The sequence below is a fragment of the Flintibacter faecis genome, assembly GCF_014287875.1.
GTDB lineage: Bacteria > Bacillota > Clostridia > Oscillospirales > Oscillospiraceae > Lawsonibacter > Lawsonibacter faecis_A.
Genome location: NZ_JACOPN010000001.1, coordinates 135,733 through 153,260 on the forward strand (window position 1 = coordinate 135,733; position 17,528 = coordinate 153,260).

18 protein-coding genes are annotated in these 17,528 nt (G+C 62.4%); 12 read left to right on the top strand and 6 right to left on the bottom strand.

Going from position 1 to position 17,528, the window contains the following annotated elements:
• Positions 1–22: 22 nt before the first annotated feature.
• From H8S55_RS00605 to H8S55_RS00615, 3 genes are all read right to left on the bottom strand, one after another.
• Positions 23–817: an HAD-IIA family hydrolase gene (locus tag H8S55_RS00605; protein WP_227144374.1), complete on the bottom strand. Its 795-nt coding sequence runs from the start codon at positions 815–817 to the stop codon at positions 23–25.
• Positions 818–989: 172 nt separating this feature from the next.
• Positions 990–1,463, bottom strand: coding sequence for a DUF4358 domain-containing protein (locus tag H8S55_RS00610; protein WP_186877380.1), 474 nt, complete (start codon positions 1,461–1,463; stop codon positions 990–992).
• Between the two features lie 45 nt (positions 1,464–1,508).
• The gene (locus H8S55_RS00615) at positions 1,509–2,426 is read right to left on the bottom strand and encodes a GDSL-type esterase/lipase family protein (RefSeq protein WP_186877381.1); all 918 of its coding nucleotides are present in this window, start codon (positions 2,424–2,426) and stop codon (positions 1,509–1,511) included.
• Positions 2,427–2,746: 320 nt separating this feature from the next.
• Here H8S55_RS00615 and H8S55_RS00620 point away from each other — a divergent pair, with 320 nt between their 5' ends.
• The 6 genes from H8S55_RS00620 to H8S55_RS00645 all read left to right on the top strand — a co-directional run bounded on the left by H8S55_RS00620 (position 2,747) and on the right by H8S55_RS00645 (position 11,287).
• On the top strand, positions 2,747–4,345 hold the full coding sequence (locus tag H8S55_RS00620; protein ID WP_186877382.1) for an HD-GYP domain-containing protein: 1,599 nt from the start codon (positions 2,747–2,749) through the stop codon (positions 4,343–4,345).
• Positions 4,345–4,953 carry an Hpt domain-containing protein gene (locus H8S55_RS00625; protein WP_186877383.1) on the top strand — a complete coding sequence of 203 codons (609 nt, stop codon included), beginning with the start codon at positions 4,345–4,347 and terminating at the stop codon, positions 4,951–4,953. The genes H8S55_RS00620 and H8S55_RS00625 overlap by 1 nt, the downstream gene beginning before the upstream one ends.
• A gap of 95 nt (positions 4,954–5,048) precedes the next feature.
• Positions 5,049–7,583: an ATP-binding protein gene (locus tag H8S55_RS00630; protein ID WP_207721652.1), complete on the top strand. Its 2,535-nt coding sequence runs from the start codon at positions 5,049–5,051 to the stop codon at positions 7,581–7,583.
• A 110-nt stretch (positions 7,584–7,693) separates the two neighbouring features.
• Positions 7,694–9,016, top strand: a complete 1,323-nt coding sequence (rsxC, locus tag H8S55_RS00635; protein WP_186877385.1) for an electron transport complex subunit RsxC — start codon at positions 7,694–7,696, stop codon at positions 9,014–9,016.
• On the top strand, positions 9,013–10,671 hold the full coding sequence (locus H8S55_RS00640; RefSeq protein ID WP_186877386.1) for an RnfABCDGE type electron transport complex subunit D: 1,659 nt from the start codon (positions 9,013–9,015) through the stop codon (positions 10,669–10,671). Before rsxC ends, H8S55_RS00640 begins: the two co-directional genes overlap by 4 nt.
• A 28-nt stretch (positions 10,672–10,699) precedes the next feature.
• Positions 10,700–11,287, top strand: coding sequence for an Rnf-Nqr domain containing protein (locus H8S55_RS00645; RefSeq protein WP_186877387.1), 588 nt, complete (start codon positions 10,700–10,702; stop codon positions 11,285–11,287).
• A gap of 57 nt (positions 11,288–11,344) precedes the next feature.
• On the opposite strand, the gene H8S55_RS00650 is transcribed toward H8S55_RS00645, so the two are convergent.
• Both H8S55_RS00650 and H8S55_RS00655 read right to left on the bottom strand, forming a co-directional pair.
• On the bottom strand, positions 11,345–11,518 hold the full coding sequence (locus H8S55_RS00650) for a DUF1540 domain-containing protein (protein WP_147561502.1): 174 nt from the start codon (positions 11,516–11,518) through the stop codon (positions 11,345–11,347).
• Positions 11,519–11,569: 51 nt separating this feature from the next.
• Positions 11,570–12,427 (bottom strand): DUF2238 domain-containing protein, encoded by an 858-nt coding sequence (locus H8S55_RS00655; protein ID WP_186877388.1) that lies wholly within the window; start codon positions 12,425–12,427, stop codon positions 11,570–11,572.
• A gap of 116 nt (positions 12,428–12,543) precedes the next feature.
• On the opposite strand from H8S55_RS00655, the gene H8S55_RS00660 reads away from it, so the two are divergent.
• From H8S55_RS00660 to H8S55_RS00675, 4 genes are all read left to right on the top strand, one after another.
• A complete protein-coding gene (locus H8S55_RS00660) occupies positions 12,544–12,765 on the top strand; it encodes a hypothetical protein (RefSeq protein WP_366467075.1) in 222 nt (73 codons plus the stop codon).
• A 57-nt stretch (positions 12,766–12,822) separates the two neighbouring features.
• Positions 12,823–13,179, top strand: coding sequence for a sulfite exporter TauE/SafE family protein (locus H8S55_RS00665; RefSeq protein WP_147561496.1), 357 nt, complete (start codon positions 12,823–12,825; stop codon positions 13,177–13,179).
• Positions 13,167–13,541 (top strand): TSUP family transporter, encoded by a 375-nt coding sequence (locus tag H8S55_RS00670; RefSeq protein WP_366467077.1) that lies wholly within the window; start codon positions 13,167–13,169, stop codon positions 13,539–13,541. Before H8S55_RS00665 ends, H8S55_RS00670 begins: the two co-directional genes overlap by 13 nt.
• 140 nt (positions 13,542–13,681) lie before the next feature.
• Positions 13,682–14,992, top strand: a complete 1,311-nt coding sequence (locus tag H8S55_RS00675) for an alpha-amylase family glycosyl hydrolase (RefSeq protein ID WP_186877389.1) — start codon at positions 13,682–13,684, stop codon at positions 14,990–14,992.
• Between the two features lie 64 nt (positions 14,993–15,056).
• On the opposite strand, the gene H8S55_RS00680 is transcribed toward H8S55_RS00675, so the two are convergent.
• Complete coding sequence (locus H8S55_RS00680; protein WP_186877390.1) at positions 15,057–15,854, bottom strand: cell wall hydrolase; 798 nt, start codon at positions 15,852–15,854, stop codon at positions 15,057–15,059.
• A gap of 192 nt (positions 15,855–16,046) precedes the next feature.
• On the opposite strand from H8S55_RS00680, the gene H8S55_RS00685 reads away from it, so the two are divergent.
• Positions 16,047–16,784 carry a WecB/TagA/CpsF family glycosyltransferase gene (locus H8S55_RS00685; protein WP_147561490.1) on the top strand — a complete coding sequence of 246 codons (738 nt, stop codon included), beginning with the start codon at positions 16,047–16,049 and terminating at the stop codon, positions 16,782–16,784.
• 2 nt (positions 16,785–16,786) lie between these two features.
• The gene (locus tag H8S55_RS00690; RefSeq protein ID WP_186877391.1) at positions 16,787–17,455 is read left to right on the top strand and encodes a dTMP kinase; all 669 of its coding nucleotides are present in this window, start codon (positions 16,787–16,789) and stop codon (positions 17,453–17,455) included.
• Positions 17,456–17,528: the final 73 nt, after the last annotated feature.

Consider the following 17,528-nt stretch of genomic DNA (forward strand, 5'->3'; position numbering starts at 1 on the left):
TGGGGGCGGTCCATATTCTGATTTACAGCTCGCCGTGAGCCAGCTTCACAATGTCGCCCACGCCGGACAGGACCACAGAGGGGCGGTAGGCATAGGTGTTCAGGGTCTCCTGGGTGGACACGCCGGACAGGACCAGCACGGTGGACATGCCGCTCTCCAGGCCGGAGATCACGTCGGTGTCCATCCGGTCGCCCACCATCACCGCATCGGCGGAGTGGCAGTTGAGCAGGCGCAGGCCGGTGCGCATCATCAGGGGGTTGGGCTTGCCGCAGAAGTAGGCCTTCTTTCCGGTGGCCAGCTCGATGGGGGCCACCAGAGCGCCGCAGGAGGGGGCGATGCCGCCCTCCACAGGGCCGGACACGTCGGAGTTGGCCCCGATGAGCTTGGCCCCGTTGTACACCAGGTTGGTTGCCTTGGTCAGGGTGTCCAGGGAGTAGGCCCGGCCCTCGCCCACCACCACATAGTCGGGGTTCACGTCGTTCATGGTGATACCGGCATCGTACAGGGCGTTGAGCAGACCGGCCTCGCCGATGGCAAAGACGGAGCAGCCGGGGGCCTGCTCCCTCAAAAAGGCAGCCGTGGCCAGGGCACTGGTATAAAAGTGGTCCTCAGACACGTCCAGGCCCAGCCGAGCCAGCTTCTGCTGCAGTTCCCGGGGGGTATAGCCGCTGTTGTTGGTCAGAAACAGGAACTCCTTCTCCTCGTCCTGGAGCCACTGGATAAACTCCGCCACCCCGGGCAGCACCCGGTTACCGTGGTAGATGACACCGTCCATATCGCAGATGAAGCCGCGCTTGGCGTTAAAATCAAGGTTCATGATGGTCCTCCTAAAACAGGGGAAAGTCTGTCACAGACTTTCACAAAATGAAAATCGGTAGGTCCAGCATATACCCTTTCCACGTTCCCGTCAACCGGGCTTTGGTAAAAAAGGCATTAAAAAAGCAGCATCCCCCGGTTTTTGAACCGGGGGATGGGCATTTCCTGGAGCTTTAGTTCTTCACGGCATCCATGGCCGCATTCATATTCTCGGCCACCACCAGCAGGACGGTGTTCTCACGGGCGGAGGTCCAGGCGCTCTCCAGCTTGGGGATCTCCTCGGGGCGATAGTCCTTGTTGGTGTCGATCTGCTTCTGGAGATAGCCGTCCAGGGCAGTCATGGCCGTCTGGGCGGCATCCTCGCTGTCCAGGATCAGCACGGCGGCCTCCTCGCAGGTGGCCCCGGCGGAGCGCAGCACGGCGCAGTCGGTGAGCTGCGCCCGGTCAAGGCCCGCGTCGGCCAGTCCGTACAGGGCAAATGCGGTGTCCCCGTCCACGCTCTCCAGCTCCTCGGAGAAGGCCCCGGCCTGGGCGATCTTATCTACATCGCCGGTAGTATAGGCGCTGCCGCCTGTTCCGCTGCCGCCGCAGCCGGTCAGCGCTGCGGCGCACAGGGCCGCCGCCAGCATCATCCGCAAAAATTTCATGTTGAAAACTTCCTTTCTCTCTATGTCTATCGGAATGGAACACGATCAGACCTGGGGCTGCTCCCCGGTGGGATACAGGGTGTCAAAGTCCACGGTGTGGGTCTGGAGATAGGCCAGCCACTGCTTGCACCAGTCGCTGCGCAGATGGACGCCGTCCTTGCTGGCCTCGGCGGGCAGCTCCCCGTTCTCGTTGACAAATTCAGAGTACAGGTCCAGATAGGCCACCTGCTTCTCCTGGGCGGCCTTTTTGATCAGGTCGTTGTACACCCGCAGGTGCTCGTTGGTGAGATAGGTCCGCTTGGTGGTCTGGGCAATGACCTCCTCGTTCAGGGGGATCAGATTCTGGATATAGATGACCGCGTGGGGCTGGATGCGGCGGATGTCGTCAATGGCCTTGCAATAGCTGTCGTAAAAGCCCTGGTCGTCGTAATAGCCCAGCTCGTTCACCCCCAGGGAGAGATAGACCTTGCCGTACTGCTGCAGGGCCAGGGCCTCCAGCAGGGTATATTCTTTTCCGTCGATGGTCAGGGCCTTTTTCTCCTCCAGCTTGAAGATGGACAGGCCGTTGGAGGTCAGATTTTTTCCGGTGCCGATGCCGCTGTAGATGAGAAAGCCGTCGGTGCGGGAGTCGCCCACAAAGGCGGCATCGTCAAAATAGCGGTTGTCCACCGCCTCCCGCTCCGGGACGGGCTGGCTGAAGTCATAGCTGCTCTGGGCGCTGATCGCCGGGGCGGAGCCGTCAGGCTGCTGAGACTGGTCCGGCTGGCTGGCATCGGGCTGCTGGGTACTCCCGTCGCCGGAAGAAGCGCTCCCGCCGCTTTGGCTGGCAGAACTGGCGGAGGAGGAGACGCTGCCGTCCGCACGCTGGCTGGAGGCGGCAGGCTGGGTCTTGCCCCCGCAGGCAGACAGGGTCAGGACAATCGCAAGGGCGGCGGAAAGTGCGCCGCAGAATTTTTTGGTCATAAGGGGGATACTCCTTTTCGGTTACAAACAGAGATAAAACAGATGTACGCGTTTCGTACCTAAAGAGAATACCACATTCCCGGCAAATTTCAATATGTCTTTTCTTAAAAATCTCTGAATTTCACCCCTGATCGTACACGCTCACCATGCAAAGGGACGAGGGCGGATATTTTTTTGCGCCTGGGGCCGAATTTGTGAAAATTTAGGGTGGCAAATGGAGACAAACGTGATAGAATGTAATCTGGATTTTTGTGTTAGCGGCGTGGGCTGTATCCCAGTCTATGCGCTTGATCGCCATGAAGAGAGAAAGTGATGAACGCATGAGTATTGAACTGCAAACGAAAACCAGATCCCGCATCCTTATCGTGGACGACTCCGGCATGAACCGGATGATGCTCTCTGAGCTGCTGGAGGATCGGTATGACATTCTGGAGGCATCCAACGGCGCAGAGGCCCTGTCCCTCATCCGCCAAAATCTGAGCAGTCTGGACCTGGTGCTGCTGGACATTGTCATGCCGGAATTGGACGGCTTCGGCGTGCTGGCCAACATGAAAAAGCGCCGCTGGCTGGAAGTTATCCCCGTTATCATGATCTCCTCCGAGGGGGACTCCGCCTCAATCGAGCGGGCCTTTAACCTGGGGGCCTCCGACTATATCCAGCGGCCCTATAAGGGCTTTTTGATCCACCGGCGCATCATCAACATCCTGGGGCTGTTCCAGCGCCAGCGGCGGCTGATGGGCCTGGTGGAGGAGCAGGTGTATGAAAACGAAAAGAACAGCCGGATGATGATCGACGTCCTGGGCCACATCGTGGAGTTTAGAAACGGCGAAAGCGGGATGCACATCCACCACATCCAGGTCATCACCAAGCTGCTGCTCCACCACCTGGTGGAAATGACCGATGCCTATTCCTTGAGCGAGAGCGACATCGCCATGTACTCCACCGCCTCCGCCCTCCACGACATCGGTAAGATCTCCATCGACGGCGACATTCTGAATAAGCCCGGACGGCTGACCCCGGAGGAGTTTGAGATCATCAAGACCCACGCCCTCATCGGTGCGGAGATGCTGGAGCAGCTGCCCTTTTACTCGGACAACCCCCTCATCCACGCCGCCTATGAGATCTGCCGCTGGCACCACGAGCGGTATGACGGACGGGGCTACCCCGACGGCCTGAAGGGCGAGGAGATCCCCATCTCCGCCCAAGTCACCGCCCTGGCCGACGTATACGATGCCCTGACCAGCGTGCGCTGCTATAAGGCGGCCATCCCCCACGAGAAGGCCATGGAGATGATCTTAGACGGCCAGTGCGGCGCGTTCAACCCCCTGCTGCTGCAATGTTTAAAGGACGTGCAATATCAGGTGGCCGATGCCATGCGCAGCGACGGCGCTCAGGAGGAGCCGGACCGCCAGGCGGTGCTGCGCACCACCGAGGAGCTGCTGGAGCAGGCCCCCGGCGAACACGTCCTGTCCCAGGTCAAGCTGCTGGAACAGGAACGGCTGCGCCAGGAGTTCTTCACCGCCGGGGTGCAGGAGATCCAGTTCATCTACGATGCCGAGCTGAAAACGACCGCCATCTTAAAGGGGGCCGACCAGTTGGGGACTGGCGAGGTCGTTGTGAACTGGGCCGACCAGGATCAGAGCTTTCTGGGGCCCGAAAACATGGAGCTCATTCAGAAGAAGGTCCGCGCCGCTACCCCGGAGCAGCCGGAGGTGCATCTGCGCTGTCTGCTGTGCGGGCGCAACGGAGCGCTCCACTGGCAGACCATCCTCCTGCGGGTGCTGTTCACCGAGCAGGGGGGCAAACCGGTGTATACCTCCCTTCTGGGCCGTATCCTGGCCCCGGAGCAGGAGCCCGGCCTGCCCAGCGCCGGCAAGGTGACGGACCAGTGCGATTCGGATGACCAGCTGCAGGCCTGATGGGCCAGCTGCGCTGCGTGTTCGATGTGGTCCGCCTGGTGGACCCGGAAAAAATGCAGGTGCTGGACGACGGTGCCGGCGGCAGCACCCGGGGCTGCAGCTATCCGCAGTGCCACACCACCTTTCTACAGTATGTGAACAACTATAACCAGCAATTCTATCAGGACGTGCTCACCGGGGCCGATAACCAGAATTCCCTGCCCCCTGCAGTGAACAGGAAGCAGATACAGAAAGGACACTTTGTCATGAATTTAAAAGAACTCTATGCCTGCTGCGGCGGCGACTTTGATACTGTGATGGATATCTGGCGCTCGGACGAGCGGGTGGCCCGTTTTCTGGGCCGCTTTCTGGAGGACGGCAGCTATGCCAACTTCCACAAGTTTCTGGAAGCGGGCAACCTGCCCGAGGCCTTCCGCGCCGTCCACACTCTGAAGGGCGTGTGCCTCAACCTGTGCCTGACTCGTCTGAGCGAGTCCAGCGCCACCGTCACCGACGCTCTGCGCGGCGGAGCGGATCACACCACCCCCGCCATGCTGGCCCGCTTTGATGCGGACTATGCCCAGGTGATCCAGTCCATTCGGACCTATCTGGCGGAACATCAGGTCTGATCCCGGCACGTTCTCTGCGCCCGTATCTCCCCCGCAGCATTCATATACATGCAAAAATATACTATATGTATATATCTGAAAGGACTTCGATCTGATTGGAGCAAGTATTCAACGCAACCAAAAAACATATCCGCATAGGAAACCGAAACGTCCTGCTGCTGCTCATTACTGTGGCGCTCCTTTTTCTGGGTGGGCTGTACGGCACCTATCGGGGCCTGATCGCCAACTCCACCCAGATGGGAGAGGAGCTGGTGCAGAGCTATGTGGCCGAGGAGGAGCGCAACATGCTGCTCTATCAAAACGTGGTCAAGGTGGGCGTGACCTACTTAGACCAGCTCACCGACCAGGGCCTGCCCATGGAGGAGGTCTCCCGCCGCCTGTTTGACTATATGGACACCACCTCTCACGCCCTGAGCGACACGAAGCTTTCTTTGTCTCTGGCCATGAATGGGCGGCTTATCGATCACTCCGACCTGCCCATTCCCGACGACTATAACTATCTGGACTCCGTATGGTACGCCCAGGCCGCCGCCGTCCCGGGGGAAGTGGTCTTTACCGACCGGTTCGTCTGCGCCATCGAGCACATCGACGAGGTGGTGGCGGCGGCAGTCTCCCCCAAGACGGGCTATGCCGTGCTGCTCAATCTGCATCAGGAGAATTTTGCCTATCGCCACCGGGACCTGAACCTGGGAGAGGGCAGCGCCTATTATCTGTTCGACAAAAACGATCACCTGCTGTATGCCAGCACCCCATTCTCCGATGTCTCCTCGGAACAGATCGAGGCATATTGCGAGACCATGCGGCGCAGTTTTAACGTCCAGAACGGTCAGGACATCACCGATTTGAACGGCAAGCCCCGCGCCTATTTCTCCGCCCCCATGAGCAACGGCTGGATCTGTGTCCTCACCGTGCCCCGCGCCGCCCTCATCGCTGGGATGCACCAGGTGCTGGTGAGCTATGTGCTGATACTTCTGGCCGCCCTGGCGGTCATGTTCTTTTTGTTGCGCAGGAGCCACAATCTGCGGCAGCACCTGATCCGGGTGAGCGCCATGGTCCAGGCCCTGTGCAACTCCTTCTATGCCATCTATTTGGTGGACATCAGAAATGAGCGGTACGAAGTGCTCAAGCAATCCCACGACAGCCGCTTCCATCTGGAGAAACAGGGCCCCTATCAGGAGATGCTGCAGGCTTTTCTATCCGTCATGCATGAGGAGACCGCCAGGGAATTTTCCGACTGCTTCTCTTTGGAGCACCTGTCCCAGCTGGCTCAAGACCGGGTAAAGAACTTTGGCGGCGACTTTCAGCGCATCTCGGACGACGGGTTTACGTGGATCAATGTAAACGTCATCGTGGACCAGCCCCTCAGCCGGGGCGAGGCCCTGCTGGCCTTTCGCCTGGCGGACACAGACCGGCAGCAGCACAGCCGCCTGGTGAAAGAGGCCATGGCGGCCGCCGATGCCCACGAGCGGGCCCAGCATCAGTTCTTCGCCAGCATGAGCCACGACATGCGCACCCCCCTGAATATCATCCTGGGGATGAATCAGCTCTCTGCCCGCTCCGACTGCACCAAAGAAAAGCGGGCGGAATACACCCGGGAGATCGACCAGGCCGGGCGCCAGCTGCTTTGTCTCATCAACGACATTTTGGATCTGTCCTGCATGGAGCAGGGCCAGCTGTGCCTGGAAACGCATGAATTTGACCTGTGTCAGGCCCTGTCCGGCCACGTGGCCCACTTCCAGGCTCAGGCGCAGCAGCAGAACAAATCCTTCACCTTCCACATGGACGTGGAATACCCCATGGTCCTGGGGGACAAGGTCCGCCTGCTCCAGATCATGGACAATCTGCTGTCTAACGCCCTGAAGTATACCCTGCCGGGGGACAGCATCTCCGTCACCCTGTCTCAGGCGGGGGCGGACAACAAAAACTATCTCTTCGTGGTAGCGGACACGGGCATCGGCATGTCCCAGGAGTTTTTAAAACGGCTCTATGACCCCTATGCCCGGGAACGGCGCTTCGGGGCCAATTCTGTTATGGGCAGCGGCCTGGGGCTGACCATCGTGAAAAATCTGGTCAGCCAGAATGGGGGCGACATCTCCGTGGAGAGCGCTCCGGGGAAGGGCACCTGTTTCCGGGTCACCCTGCCCTTTGTCCACGCCAAGTCCGCCCAGGCCGGCCCCGTTCCGGCTCCCGCCGCTGCCGACTACTCTCTCAGCGGAAAACATGTGCTGGTGGCCGAGGACAATCCGTCTAACCGGGACATCCTCACCGAACTTTTAACGGAGGATGGGGCCATTGTCACCGGGGCCGCCGACGGACAGGAGGCGGTGGATGCCTTCTCCCGCTCGGCCCCCTTCTTCTTCGACGTGATCCTCATGGACCTGCAGATGCCCCGGCTGGACGGCTGTCAGGCCGCCCAGGCCATCCGGGCGCTGGACCGGCCCGATGCCAAGTCGGTGTTCATCCTGGCCCTCACGGCCAACACCGCTGCCGAGGACATGGGCAGCTCGGTAACGGCGGGAATGGATGCCCACCTGTCCAAGCCGGTGCCCATTCCCGTCATCTGCCGGACTCTGGCCCGCCTGACCGCCAAACGAAAGAGCGACCAGGCGGAAAATGAGACGAAACTGTAAACTTTTCCTCCTCAGGCTGGACAGTTCTCCCGGTTTTGGATTATGATATTAGCTGCGCATTCCGCTCAAAAAAGCGGCGTTCCGTTTTTTTGATGCTTGGAGGTCTTTTCATGTTTTATTCCTTCTTCGGCGGGGTCAATCCCGCTCCACACAAAGAGAATACCCGGCGTAAGCCCATCGCTCAGCTGGAGCAGCCCCCCCGGCGGGTCTATCTGCCCCTGACCTCCGGCCGGGACCAGGCTCTGCTGCCGGCGGTGAAGCCGGGAGACACGGTGCAGGTGGGACAGCCTGTGGCCATCAGCCGGGGGCTGGAGTCCACCGTCCACGCCAGCGTCTCCGGCAGGGTGACGGCCATTGAGGACTGCCCCCACGCCAAGCTGGGCACTGTCTCCGCCATCGTCATCGAGAACGACGGCCAGGACACCCCCTGGTCCGGGCGGCCCGAGCCCCTGATCCCCGAGCAGCTCACCCTGGAGCTGCTGCTGGGCCGGGTGCGGGAGGCAGGTATTACCGGCATGGGCGGCAGCGGCTTTCCCACGGCGGAGAAACTGCGCCAGGCCGCCGGCCGCGTGGACACCCTGATCGTCAACGCCGCCGAGTGCGAGCCCTATGTCACCGCCGACTATCGTCTGCTGCTGGAGCGCAGCGACAAGATCCTCCTCACCGCCCACACGCTGGCCCGGGCCCTGGGGGCCCAGCGGGCCGTGCTGGTCACCGAGGGGGACAAGCTGAAGGCGGTGGAGGCGGTGGAGCGCCGTCTGCGCCGCAGCAGCGGCAAGGTGGAGCTGCGCACCGTGGGCACCCGCTATCCCCTGGGGGCGGAGCGCCAGATCGTCCAGACGGTCACCGGGCGGGAAGTCCCCCCGGGCAAGCTGCCGGTGGACGTGAAGTGCGTGGTGCTGAATGTGGCCACCGTGTTTGCCATTCAGGAGGCCCTGTTCCAGGGCCGCGCCCTCACCCACCGGGCCGTCACCGTGTCCGGCGGGGCGGTGGCCCGGCCCCGGAACCTGTGGGTCCCTCTGGGCACCCCTCTGAAGGACCTGCTGGACTCGGTGGGCGGTCTGCGGGAGCAGGCGGACCAGGTCCTGCTGGGCGGGCCCATGATGGGCCTGCCCCTGGATGACCTGGCCGCCCCGGTGACCAAGGGCACAAATGCCCTCACCTGTCTCACCCGGTCAGAGCGCCGGGGAGCGGGGGAGCGGACGGTATGCGTCCGCTGCGGCAAGTGCGTCTCTGCCTGTCCCATGCACCTGGCCCCCGCCTTTATCCACCGGGCCCTGGAGCAGGACCAGCCCCGCAAGCTGCCTGTCCTCCACCCCCAGGACTGCATCTCCTGCGGCTGCTGTTCCTTTGTCTGTCCCGCCCGCATCCCCCTGCTGGAGCAGGTGGAGCGGGCCAAAGCCCTGGTATCGGAAGGAGGGGAACCCACATGAGCGAGCTGACCCGTTCTCTCCGGCTGCCCCCTCCGGCGGGCCACCCGGACTCTGCCCAGGCCATGATGCGGGACGTGCTGGTGGCCCTCACCCCCGCCCTGGCCATGGCCGTGTTCTTCTTCGGTCCCCGGGCCTTGCTCCTCACCGCCGTGTCGGTGGTCAGCTGCGTGCTGTTTGAAGGGGCCTACCGCCGCTTTACCCATCAGAGCGACACCCGCAGGGACCTGTCCGCCTGCGTCACCGGGCTGCTGCTGGCCCTCAGCCTGCCCGCCTCCGCCCCTTACTGGGCCCCGGTGCTGGGGGCCGCATTCGCCATTGTGGTGGTCAAGCAGTTCTATGGCGGGCTGGGCAAAAACTTTATGAACCCCGCCCTGGCCGGACGGATGCTGCTGGCCACCTTCCCCATGCTGATGACCAAGTGGCCCACCCCCCTGCACTGGCTGGGACTGGGCCGGGTGGATGCGGTGGCCTCCGCCACTCCTATGTCCTATCTCCACAGCGGGACGCTCCCACCCTTCAACCTGGGTCAGCTGCTGCTGGGCCAGCAGGGGGGCTGTCTGGGGGAGGTATCCGCCTTTATGCTGCTGCTGGGCGGGGGCTATCTGGTGCTGCGCCGGGTGATCTCCCCCCGCATTCCCCTGGCCTTTTTGGCCACGGCGGCCTTCTTTGCCGCCCTCACCGCCCCGGCGGATGTCTCCGTCGCCCGGTGGGTGGCCATGGAGCTGCTCAGCGGCGGTCTGCTGCTGGGGGCCCTGTTCATGGCCACCGACCCCACTACCTCCCCTATCACGCCCCGGGGACAGCTGCTCTTTGGGGCAGGCTGCGGGACTTTGACCATGCTGCTGCGTACCTGCAGCTCCTATCCCGAGGGGGTTGGCTGGGCCATTCTCACCATGAACTGCTGCGTGTGGCTGCTGGACCGGCTGGGTATGCCCCGGCGCTTTGGCGCGGGCCGGTTCTATGCCACCCGAAAGCTGCTGCGGCGCATCCGGAACAGCGTGAGCACGATCCACTTTGTCAAGCCCCAGCTGTCCTTCCACTTCGGCCACGGGGGCAAGGCCCCCGGCGAGGATCACCTGGACCAGATCCGGGAGCAGGCCAAGGTCATCGGCCACCTGTGCGTGGTGGTGCTCATCATGGGTGCAATGATCTTCTTCGTCCACCGCTACACCGACCTGGACACCGCCCGGACCGAGGCCGAACTGCAGACGGAGCGTCTGGCCCAGGTGATGCCGGCGGCGGCCTCCAGCTCCGAGACCCCCTATCGGGCCAACGGAGCATTGAGCATTCTGGCCGGATATTCCGCTGAAAACGAGCTGGTGGGCTATTGCGTAGAGGTCCAGGCCCAGGGCTTTGGCGGCGTGATCACCATGGAGGTGGGCGTGGACTTAAACGGCCAGGTCACCGGCGTGGCCGTCACCTCTCATAAAGAGACCACCGGCGTGGGCACCCGGGCCATGACCCCCGCCGCCCTCAGCCGCTATGTGGGCCGCTATGGCACTCTGCACACCACCGGCGAGAACGCCGTTGATGCCGTCAGCGGGGCCACCGCCACCTCCAACGCCATCACCGCCGGAGTCAGCCGCGCTCTGGCCATCGTGGCCAATTTGGATGCCACAGACGGCAGCGTGGACTATGTAGACGGCGAAGTGTAATGCCCGCAAGATAAAAGGAGACTTTGACATGGCTGTGATCGAGCTTGCCGGGGTGGCGCTGGCCGCCCTGCTGTCTGAAAATTTTGTGCTGGTCAGCTGCATGGGCATCGGCACCCGGCTGCGGGCCTTTCAGGACCCCATCGATGCCCTGCGCACCGGCTATTGCCTCACGGCGGTGATGGTGCTCTCCGCCCTGCTGTCCTGGCTGGCCGACTTCCTGGTGCTCACCCGCTTCGGCTGGCAGCACTTCCGGCTGCTGTTCCTCTGTCTGCTCATCCCGGGCATCATCGCCGGGCTGCGCCTGTTCGTCCGGGTGTGCCTGCCCGAGCTGTCCCGGCGGATGGACGACAATCTGGCCAGCATCGGGACCAACTGCGCCGCCCTGGGCTGTGCCCTGCTTATCAGCCAGCGCAGCTATGGCCTGGGCTCGGCCCTGGTGTTCGCCCTGTTCGGCGGCGCGGGGGCCACGGTGGCCATGGCCAGCTTTGCCAGCCTGCGGGAGGAGGTCAGCTTTCACCACTGTCCCCGGTGCTTCCAGGGGATGCCCATCCTCCTTATCACTGCCGGGCTCATGGCCCTGGCGCTGGTTGGCTTCTATGGACTGCACCTGACCTGAGACAGAATAAATCGCCGCGCAGACGATCAAACCGTCTGCGCGGCATTGCGTTGTCCCTTATTTCAGCTGGAAGGAGGCACACTCGGTGCCCTCGCAGCGGGTGGGGGAGCTGTCGCTGCAGCCCACGCGGATGGACTGGAGCGAGCAGCAGTTGTTGGGCTGGTTGTGATGGGCACAGCTGGCCACAGTGCAGTGGATGTTATTGTTGCAGTTGCAGGAATTGCGTTCCATAAGAAAACCTCCTCACATCGGATGGCTTTAGTATAGCCCGCACCCCGGCAATTATTCCTGCCGGGGCTGCTGCGTTTCGTTTTTTGTCTCCGGCCCGTCCGACTTCTCCACCCGGGGAATAAACCGGCGGGCAAAGCGGCCCTCGCCCCGGCTCTTCACATAAAAATAGCCGATGATGGAGAAGACCACCGCCCCCACAAAGTTTACCGCCAGGTCCTTCATGGTGTCCAGCAGACCAATATCCAGATAGCCCCCCAGCCCCAGGGGGATGTTCCCCTGCTCTGTCACCAGGATCACGTCGGTGATGCCCCGGACGACTATGGGGGTCTGTCCCCCGGTGGGGTCCAACATGACGGATCCGATGGTGTTCACAATGGCATCCTTCTGCATGTCCAGGAAGAAGAGCTGGTCCATGGTGCACTCGAAAAATTCCCACAGCACTCCGATGGTCATGGAGAAGCAAAAGGCCACGATGGCCATAAACAGGGGGGACAGGGACAGGGAAAAGCGCTCGTTCCGGTTGAACAGGTCCACCAGGGAGAAGCCGATGGCGGCACACAAAAATCCGTTCAGCGTGTGGAGCATGGTATCCCAGCCCTGAAACGTGGTGTAGAACTCCCGGATCTCGCCCAAGATCTCGGCAGCGTAGATAAACAGCAAAATGATAATTTCTAAGGTGTCCGGCAGCTGGATGCGCAGGGACCGCTCCAGTATGGCGGGCAGCAGCAGCAAAATCAGCGTGAGGACGCACAGGAACACATTTTCAAAGTTTTTGTTGAAAAACTGGGCGACCATCACCAGGATCACAGAAAAGCGCAGCAGAACGTATACTGTGGCGACCATCGGCTTTTCTCGCATGGCCTGACGCGGCCCCGGCAGAGGGGCGGGTCTTTGCTTTGTTTTTTTCATGAGCGTTATCCTCTTCGTCTGTTTTTGTTATATAGTATATCTATCCCCAGAAATAAAGTCAACGGGAAAAGGCGGGACACATTTTTTCCCCGCGGCATAGACTGCTCTTGTAGGAGGTGAAAAACTTGGACCTGCGCAACAAGACCATCACCGTGGGGGAGCTGCTGGACGACCCCCGTTCTAAAGCCGTGTTTCAGCGGCGCTTTGGCAAGCTGCTGCGCCACCCCATGGCCGGGGCCGCCCGGGTGCTGACCCTGAGGCAGCTGAGCGAGATGGCGGCGGTGTATCTGCCCCAAAAGACCATTCAGGACACACTGAAGGAGCTGGAAGAGCTTTAACGCACATAACGCCGCCCCCTTTTTCCCATACTATGGACAAAGGGGGGCGGTATTTTGTTGTCCAAAGAGAAGGGGCGCTGGCTGCTGGCGGGCGGGCTGGCAGGACTGGTGAACGGCTTTTTCGGCGGCGGGGGCGGCAGCGTGCTGGTCCCCCTGCTCACCCGGCTGTGCAAGCTGGACCAGCGGCGGGCCTTTGCCACGTCGGTTGCGGTGATCCTGCCCCTGTGCATCCTCTCCGCCGCCGTCTATCTGGCCCGGGGACGGCTGGACATGATGGCCGCCCTGCCCTATCTGCTGGGCGGAACGCTGGGGGGCTGGCTGGGGGGCCGGTGGTTCCGAAAGACCCGGGTGGACTGGCTGCGGCGGCTGTTCGGGGCGCTGCTCCTCTGGGGGGGCGTGCGGTGTCTGCTGTGATGGGCTGGCTCATTCCCCTGGCGGTTGGCACGGCCACGGGGGTGCTGTCCGGCTTTGGTGTGGGGGGCGGGACCCTGCTGCTGGTCTATCTCACCGCCGTGGCCGGGGCGGATCAGCACCTGGCCCAGGGGATCAACCTGCTCTACTTCCTCCCCGCCGCCCTGCTGGCCCTGCCCGCCCACAAGAAAAACGGCTATCTGGACACGAAAGCCCTGCCCTGGCTCATCGGCTCCGGCCTTATCTGCGCCGCCCTGGCCGCCTGGCTGTCCTCCGGACTGGAGGTAACGCTCCTGCGCAAACTCTTCGGCGGTTTTCTGATCGTCGTCGGTCTCCATGAAGTCTTTTCAAAAGTTAGGAGTTAGGAAGGATGAGTGATGAGTTAAGTCCCACCTCATCACTCCTAACTCCTAACTCCTAACTCCTAACTCTCTACCGCTTGCGCTTTCCCGACAAATGGCGTATGATGGGACCAAAGGCGCGTGGGCGCAGGGAGGTTTTTATCATGTGGTTTGAGCAAGCTGTGATCTATCAAATTTACCCGCTGGGTCTGTGCGGGGCTCCGGCGGAAAACGACGGACATCTGGAGCCCCGCATTCTCCGTCTGTTGGACTGGGCAGAGCACATCCGGGCGCTTGGTGCGGACACGGTGCTGCTGAACCCGGTGTTCGACAGCGACCGCCACGGCTATGACACCCGGGACTACTTCCACCTGGACCCCCGCCTGGGCACCGACGATGACCTGGCCCAGGTCTGTCAGACTTTTCACCGGGCGGGACTGCGGGTGCTGCTGGACGGGGTGTTCAACCATGTGGGCCGGGGCTTTTGGGCCTTTCGGGACGTGCAGGAGAAAAAGTGGGACAGCCCCTACAAGGACTGGTTCCACCTGAACTTCGGCGGCAACACCAATTATAACGACGGCTTTTGGTACGAGGGCTGGGAGGGCCACAACGAGCTGGTGAAGCTGAACCTCTGCAACCCCGCCGTGGTGGAGCACCAGTTTCAGGCCATCCGCTCCTGGGTGGAGCGCTTTGACATCGACGGCCTGCGGCTGGACGTGGCCTATTGCCTGTCCCCGGACTATTTAAGGCAGCTGCGCAGCTTCACCCAGAGCTTAAAGCCCGACTTTGTCCTGGTGGGCGAGACCCTCCACGGGGACTATAACCGTTGGATGGGCCCGGAGCTGTGCCACAGCGTGACCAACTACGAGTGCTATAAGGGCCTGTGGTCCAGCTTCAACTCCCTGAACCTGTTCGAGATCGCCCACTCCTTGAACCGCCAGTTCGGGCCGGAGCAGTGGACCCTGTACAAGGGGGCCCACCTGCTGTCCTTCCTGGACAACCACGACGTGACCCGCATCGCCAGCCAGCTCACCGACCCGGATCACCTCCGCCCCGCCTATGCCCTGATGTTCGGTATGCCCGGGGTCCCGGCGGTGTACTATGGCAGCGAGTGGGGCATCCAGGGGGAGAAGCGGGACGGGGATGCCGCCCTGCGCCCTGCTCTGGAGAAGCCCGAATGGAACGACTTGACCGACTTCATCGCCAAGCTGGCCCGCGCCAAGCGGAACAGCCCCGCCCTGTGCCATGGCGGCTATCGGAACGTGCTGCTCACCAACCGGCAGCTGATCTTCGAGCGCGCCTGCCCGGAGGAGCGGGTGCTGGTGGCCATCAACGCCGACCACCAGCCCTTCCACGCCCACTTCGACGCCGGGTGCGGCCAGGCGGTGGACCTGATCTCCGGCCAGACCCACGACTTCGGCGGCGGCAGCCAGCTGCCCCCCTGCTCCGCCTTCTTCTGGAAAATGGAACGATAACATAATCAGCCGCCAGTGCATCTTCCATTATGCTCCGGCGGCTGATTTTGTATTTTGACTCAGTTCATCCGTAAAATTTATGGCAGCCGATGGTGCCGTAATAGGCGCGGCTGGTGGATATCCAGGTCCCGGCGGACAGGGCGGGGGCGTAGAAGTAAAGGCTATCCCCTACAGGGGCGGCCCCCTCCAGGCAGAGCTTGGCGGCCAGCATCGCCGAGTCAGTGGGCCGGTCATAGATGGTCCCGTTGGACACCGGCTCGAACTGCACGCCGTATTTCCGGTCAAAGACCACCTCCTTCACCGTGTTGGGGAACTGGCCGCTGTTCACCCGGTTCAGCACCACGTTGCCCACGGCGATCTGCCCCAGCAGCGGCTCCCCCCGGCTCTCGGCGGAGATGATGCGGGAGAGCCAGTATAGGTCCGTCTCGTCATAACTCGCCTGGGGCGGCACGGCCCCGGCAAGCTTCAGCCGGGCAGCGGCGCTCTCTCCGTCCCAGGTGAGCTCCGCCCCGGCGGCGCTGGCCACCACGGACAGGGGCAGGACAGTCACGCCATGCTCCGCCCGCACCCCGCCGGGGACATACAGGGCCCGGCCATTGGCGGTGACGTAGAGCGCTCCGGGGACGGCCTCTAAAGTCAGGCCCGCTCCGGCCAGCCGGGCCTCCTCCCCCGTCCAGGTCAGCGTCCTCCCGGTGAGGGTGGAAAAAGCCCGCAGGGTTACATAGCTGGTCCCCTCCTCCACCCAGGCGTCGCTTGCACTTAGCGTCTGTCCGTCCACTTCGATCTGGGCGGCATGGGCGGGTATGGTCAAAGCCAGCGCGGCCAAAAGGGCGGCGGCGCATCGTTTCCATCGTCGGTCCATCGTCAGTTCCTCCTTGTTTTTGTAACCAAATTGTAACCTTTTTCGCCCCACCCCGCAACAAGTAAATGTTGGAATGGGCCAGCGCTTTTCTTTTTTCATAGACTTTTTGCCTGCGCCATGGTAAAATACCAAAAGTGACCGCAGCGTTACCGGCTTGCGCTTCACCGAGATCACCCTGGGAGGGGAAACGATTTGAAAACCGAGATTCTTGGGGTCCGGTTCGACAACTTGACCCAGCAGGAGGCGGCCCAGCGGGGTCGGCAGCTGCTGGAGGAGGACAAGTTCCACTATGTTGTCACCCCCAACCCCGAATTTTTGCTGGCCGCAGAGAAGGACCCGGAGTTCCGCCGGGTGCTCAACGCCGCCGACCTGGTCCTGCCCGACGGCATCGGCGTGGTCTACTCCGCCAAAATTTTAGGCACGCCCCTGAAGGAGCGGGTCCCCGGCATCGAGTTTGCCGAGGCCATGCTCTCCGCCCTGAACGACATGGGCGGACGGCTCTATCTGCTGGGGGCCAAGCCCGGCGTGGCAGAGGAGGCGGGCCGCCGCATCTGCGCCCGCTATCCCGCTCTGGTGCTGTGCGGCACCCACGACGGATATTTCAAGGACGAGCAGGCCATCCTGCCCGAGATCGCCGCCGCCAAGCCCGACCTGCTGTTCGTCTGTCTGGGCGCCCCCAAGCAGGAGAAATGGATGGCCCGCTGGGGTCAGCACACCGGGGCCAAACTGGCCATCGGCCTGGGGGGCTGTCTGGACGTGTTCGCCGGAAACGTTCAGCGTGCCCCGGAGCGGTGGCAGAAGCTGGGTCTGGAGTGGGCCTATCGTCTGAAAAAAGAGCCAAAACGCATCGGCCGCATGGCTAAGCTGCCCCTGGTCCTGGTGAAGGCCGCCGGCCAGCGCATCCGCCCCGGCAAAAAGGGGGACGCATGAGCATGAACGGCAAGCTTATCGTATTCGAGGGCACCGACGGCTCGGGCAAGTCCACTCAGTTCCAAACGCTGTGCGACCGGCTGGACGGCATGGGGCGGAGCTATCAGCGGCTGGTGTTCCCCCAGTATGACCAGCCCTCCTCCGCCCTCATCCGCATGTACCTGGGCGGGGAGTTCGGCACCCACCCCCAGGACGTAAGCCCCTACGCCGCCTCCGCCTTCTACGCCGTGGACCGCTACGCCTCCTGGCGCAAGGTCTGGGGCGAGGACTATCAGAACGGCGGGCTCATCCTGGCCGACCGCTACACCACCTCCAACGCCGTCCATCAGGGGGCCAAGTGTTCCCCGGAGGAGCGGCAGGCCTTTTTCCGCTGGCTGGACGAGTTCGAGCACGACAAGCTGGGCCTGCCCCGGGCAGATCTGGTGATCTATCTGGACATGCCCACGGAACAGGCGGTGGAGCTGCTCCGCGCCCGGGAGGCCTCCACAAATACCAAGGCGGACATCCACGAGCTGGACACCGCCTATCTGGCCGCCTGCCGCACCTGCGCCCTTCAGGCGGCGGAGCAGCTGGGCTGGACCGTGGTCCGCTGTCTGGACGATGCGGGCCGTCTGCGCTCCATCGAGGATATCCACAGCGAGATCTGGGCGCTGGTGGAAAAAGAGTTATGAGTTAGGAGTGATGAGATAGGAGTGATTCATCACTCATCACTCATCACTCATCACTCATCACTAAAACTATGCG

What these genes read in the sequence shown, in the direction of transcription:
- H8S55_RS00605 (WP_227144374.1), bottom strand. Translation starts at nt 817, where the DNA reads ATGAACCTTGATTTTAACGCCAAGCGCGGCTTCATCTGCGATATGGAC.
- H8S55_RS00610 (WP_186877380.1), bottom strand. Translation starts at nt 1,463, where the DNA reads ATGAAATTTTTGCGGATGATGCTGGCGGCGGCCCTGTGCGCCGCAGCG.
- H8S55_RS00615 (WP_186877381.1), bottom strand. Translation starts at nt 2,426, where the DNA reads ATGACCAAAAAATTCTGCGGCGCACTTTCCGCCGCCCTTGCGATTGTC.
- H8S55_RS00620 (WP_186877382.1), top strand. Translation starts at nt 2,747, where the DNA reads ATGAGTATTGAACTGCAAACGAAAACCAGATCCCGCATCCTTATCGTG.
- H8S55_RS00625 (WP_186877383.1), top strand. Translation starts at nt 4,345, where the DNA reads ATGGGCCAGCTGCGCTGCGTGTTCGATGTGGTCCGCCTGGTGGACCCG.
- rsxC (WP_186877385.1), top strand. Translation starts at nt 7,694, where the DNA reads ATGTTTTATTCCTTCTTCGGCGGGGTCAATCCCGCTCCACACAAAGAG.
- H8S55_RS00640 (WP_186877386.1), top strand. Translation starts at nt 9,013, where the DNA reads ATGAGCGAGCTGACCCGTTCTCTCCGGCTGCCCCCTCCGGCGGGCCAC.
- H8S55_RS00645 (WP_186877387.1), top strand. Translation starts at nt 10,700, where the DNA reads ATGGCTGTGATCGAGCTTGCCGGGGTGGCGCTGGCCGCCCTGCTGTCT.
- H8S55_RS00650 (WP_147561502.1), bottom strand. Translation starts at nt 11,518, where the DNA reads ATGGAACGCAATTCCTGCAACTGCAACAATAACATCCACTGCACTGTG.
- H8S55_RS00655 (WP_186877388.1), bottom strand. Translation starts at nt 12,427, where the DNA reads ATGAAAAAAACAAAGCAAAGACCCGCCCCTCTGCCGGGGCCGCGTCAG.
- H8S55_RS00675 (WP_186877389.1), top strand. Translation starts at nt 13,682, where the DNA reads ATGTGGTTTGAGCAAGCTGTGATCTATCAAATTTACCCGCTGGGTCTG.
- H8S55_RS00680 (WP_186877390.1), bottom strand. Translation starts at nt 15,854, where the DNA reads ATGGACCGACGATGGAAACGATGCGCCGCCGCCCTTTTGGCCGCGCTG.
- H8S55_RS00690 (WP_186877391.1), top strand. Translation starts at nt 16,787, where the DNA reads ATGAACGGCAAGCTTATCGTATTCGAGGGCACCGACGGCTCGGGCAAG.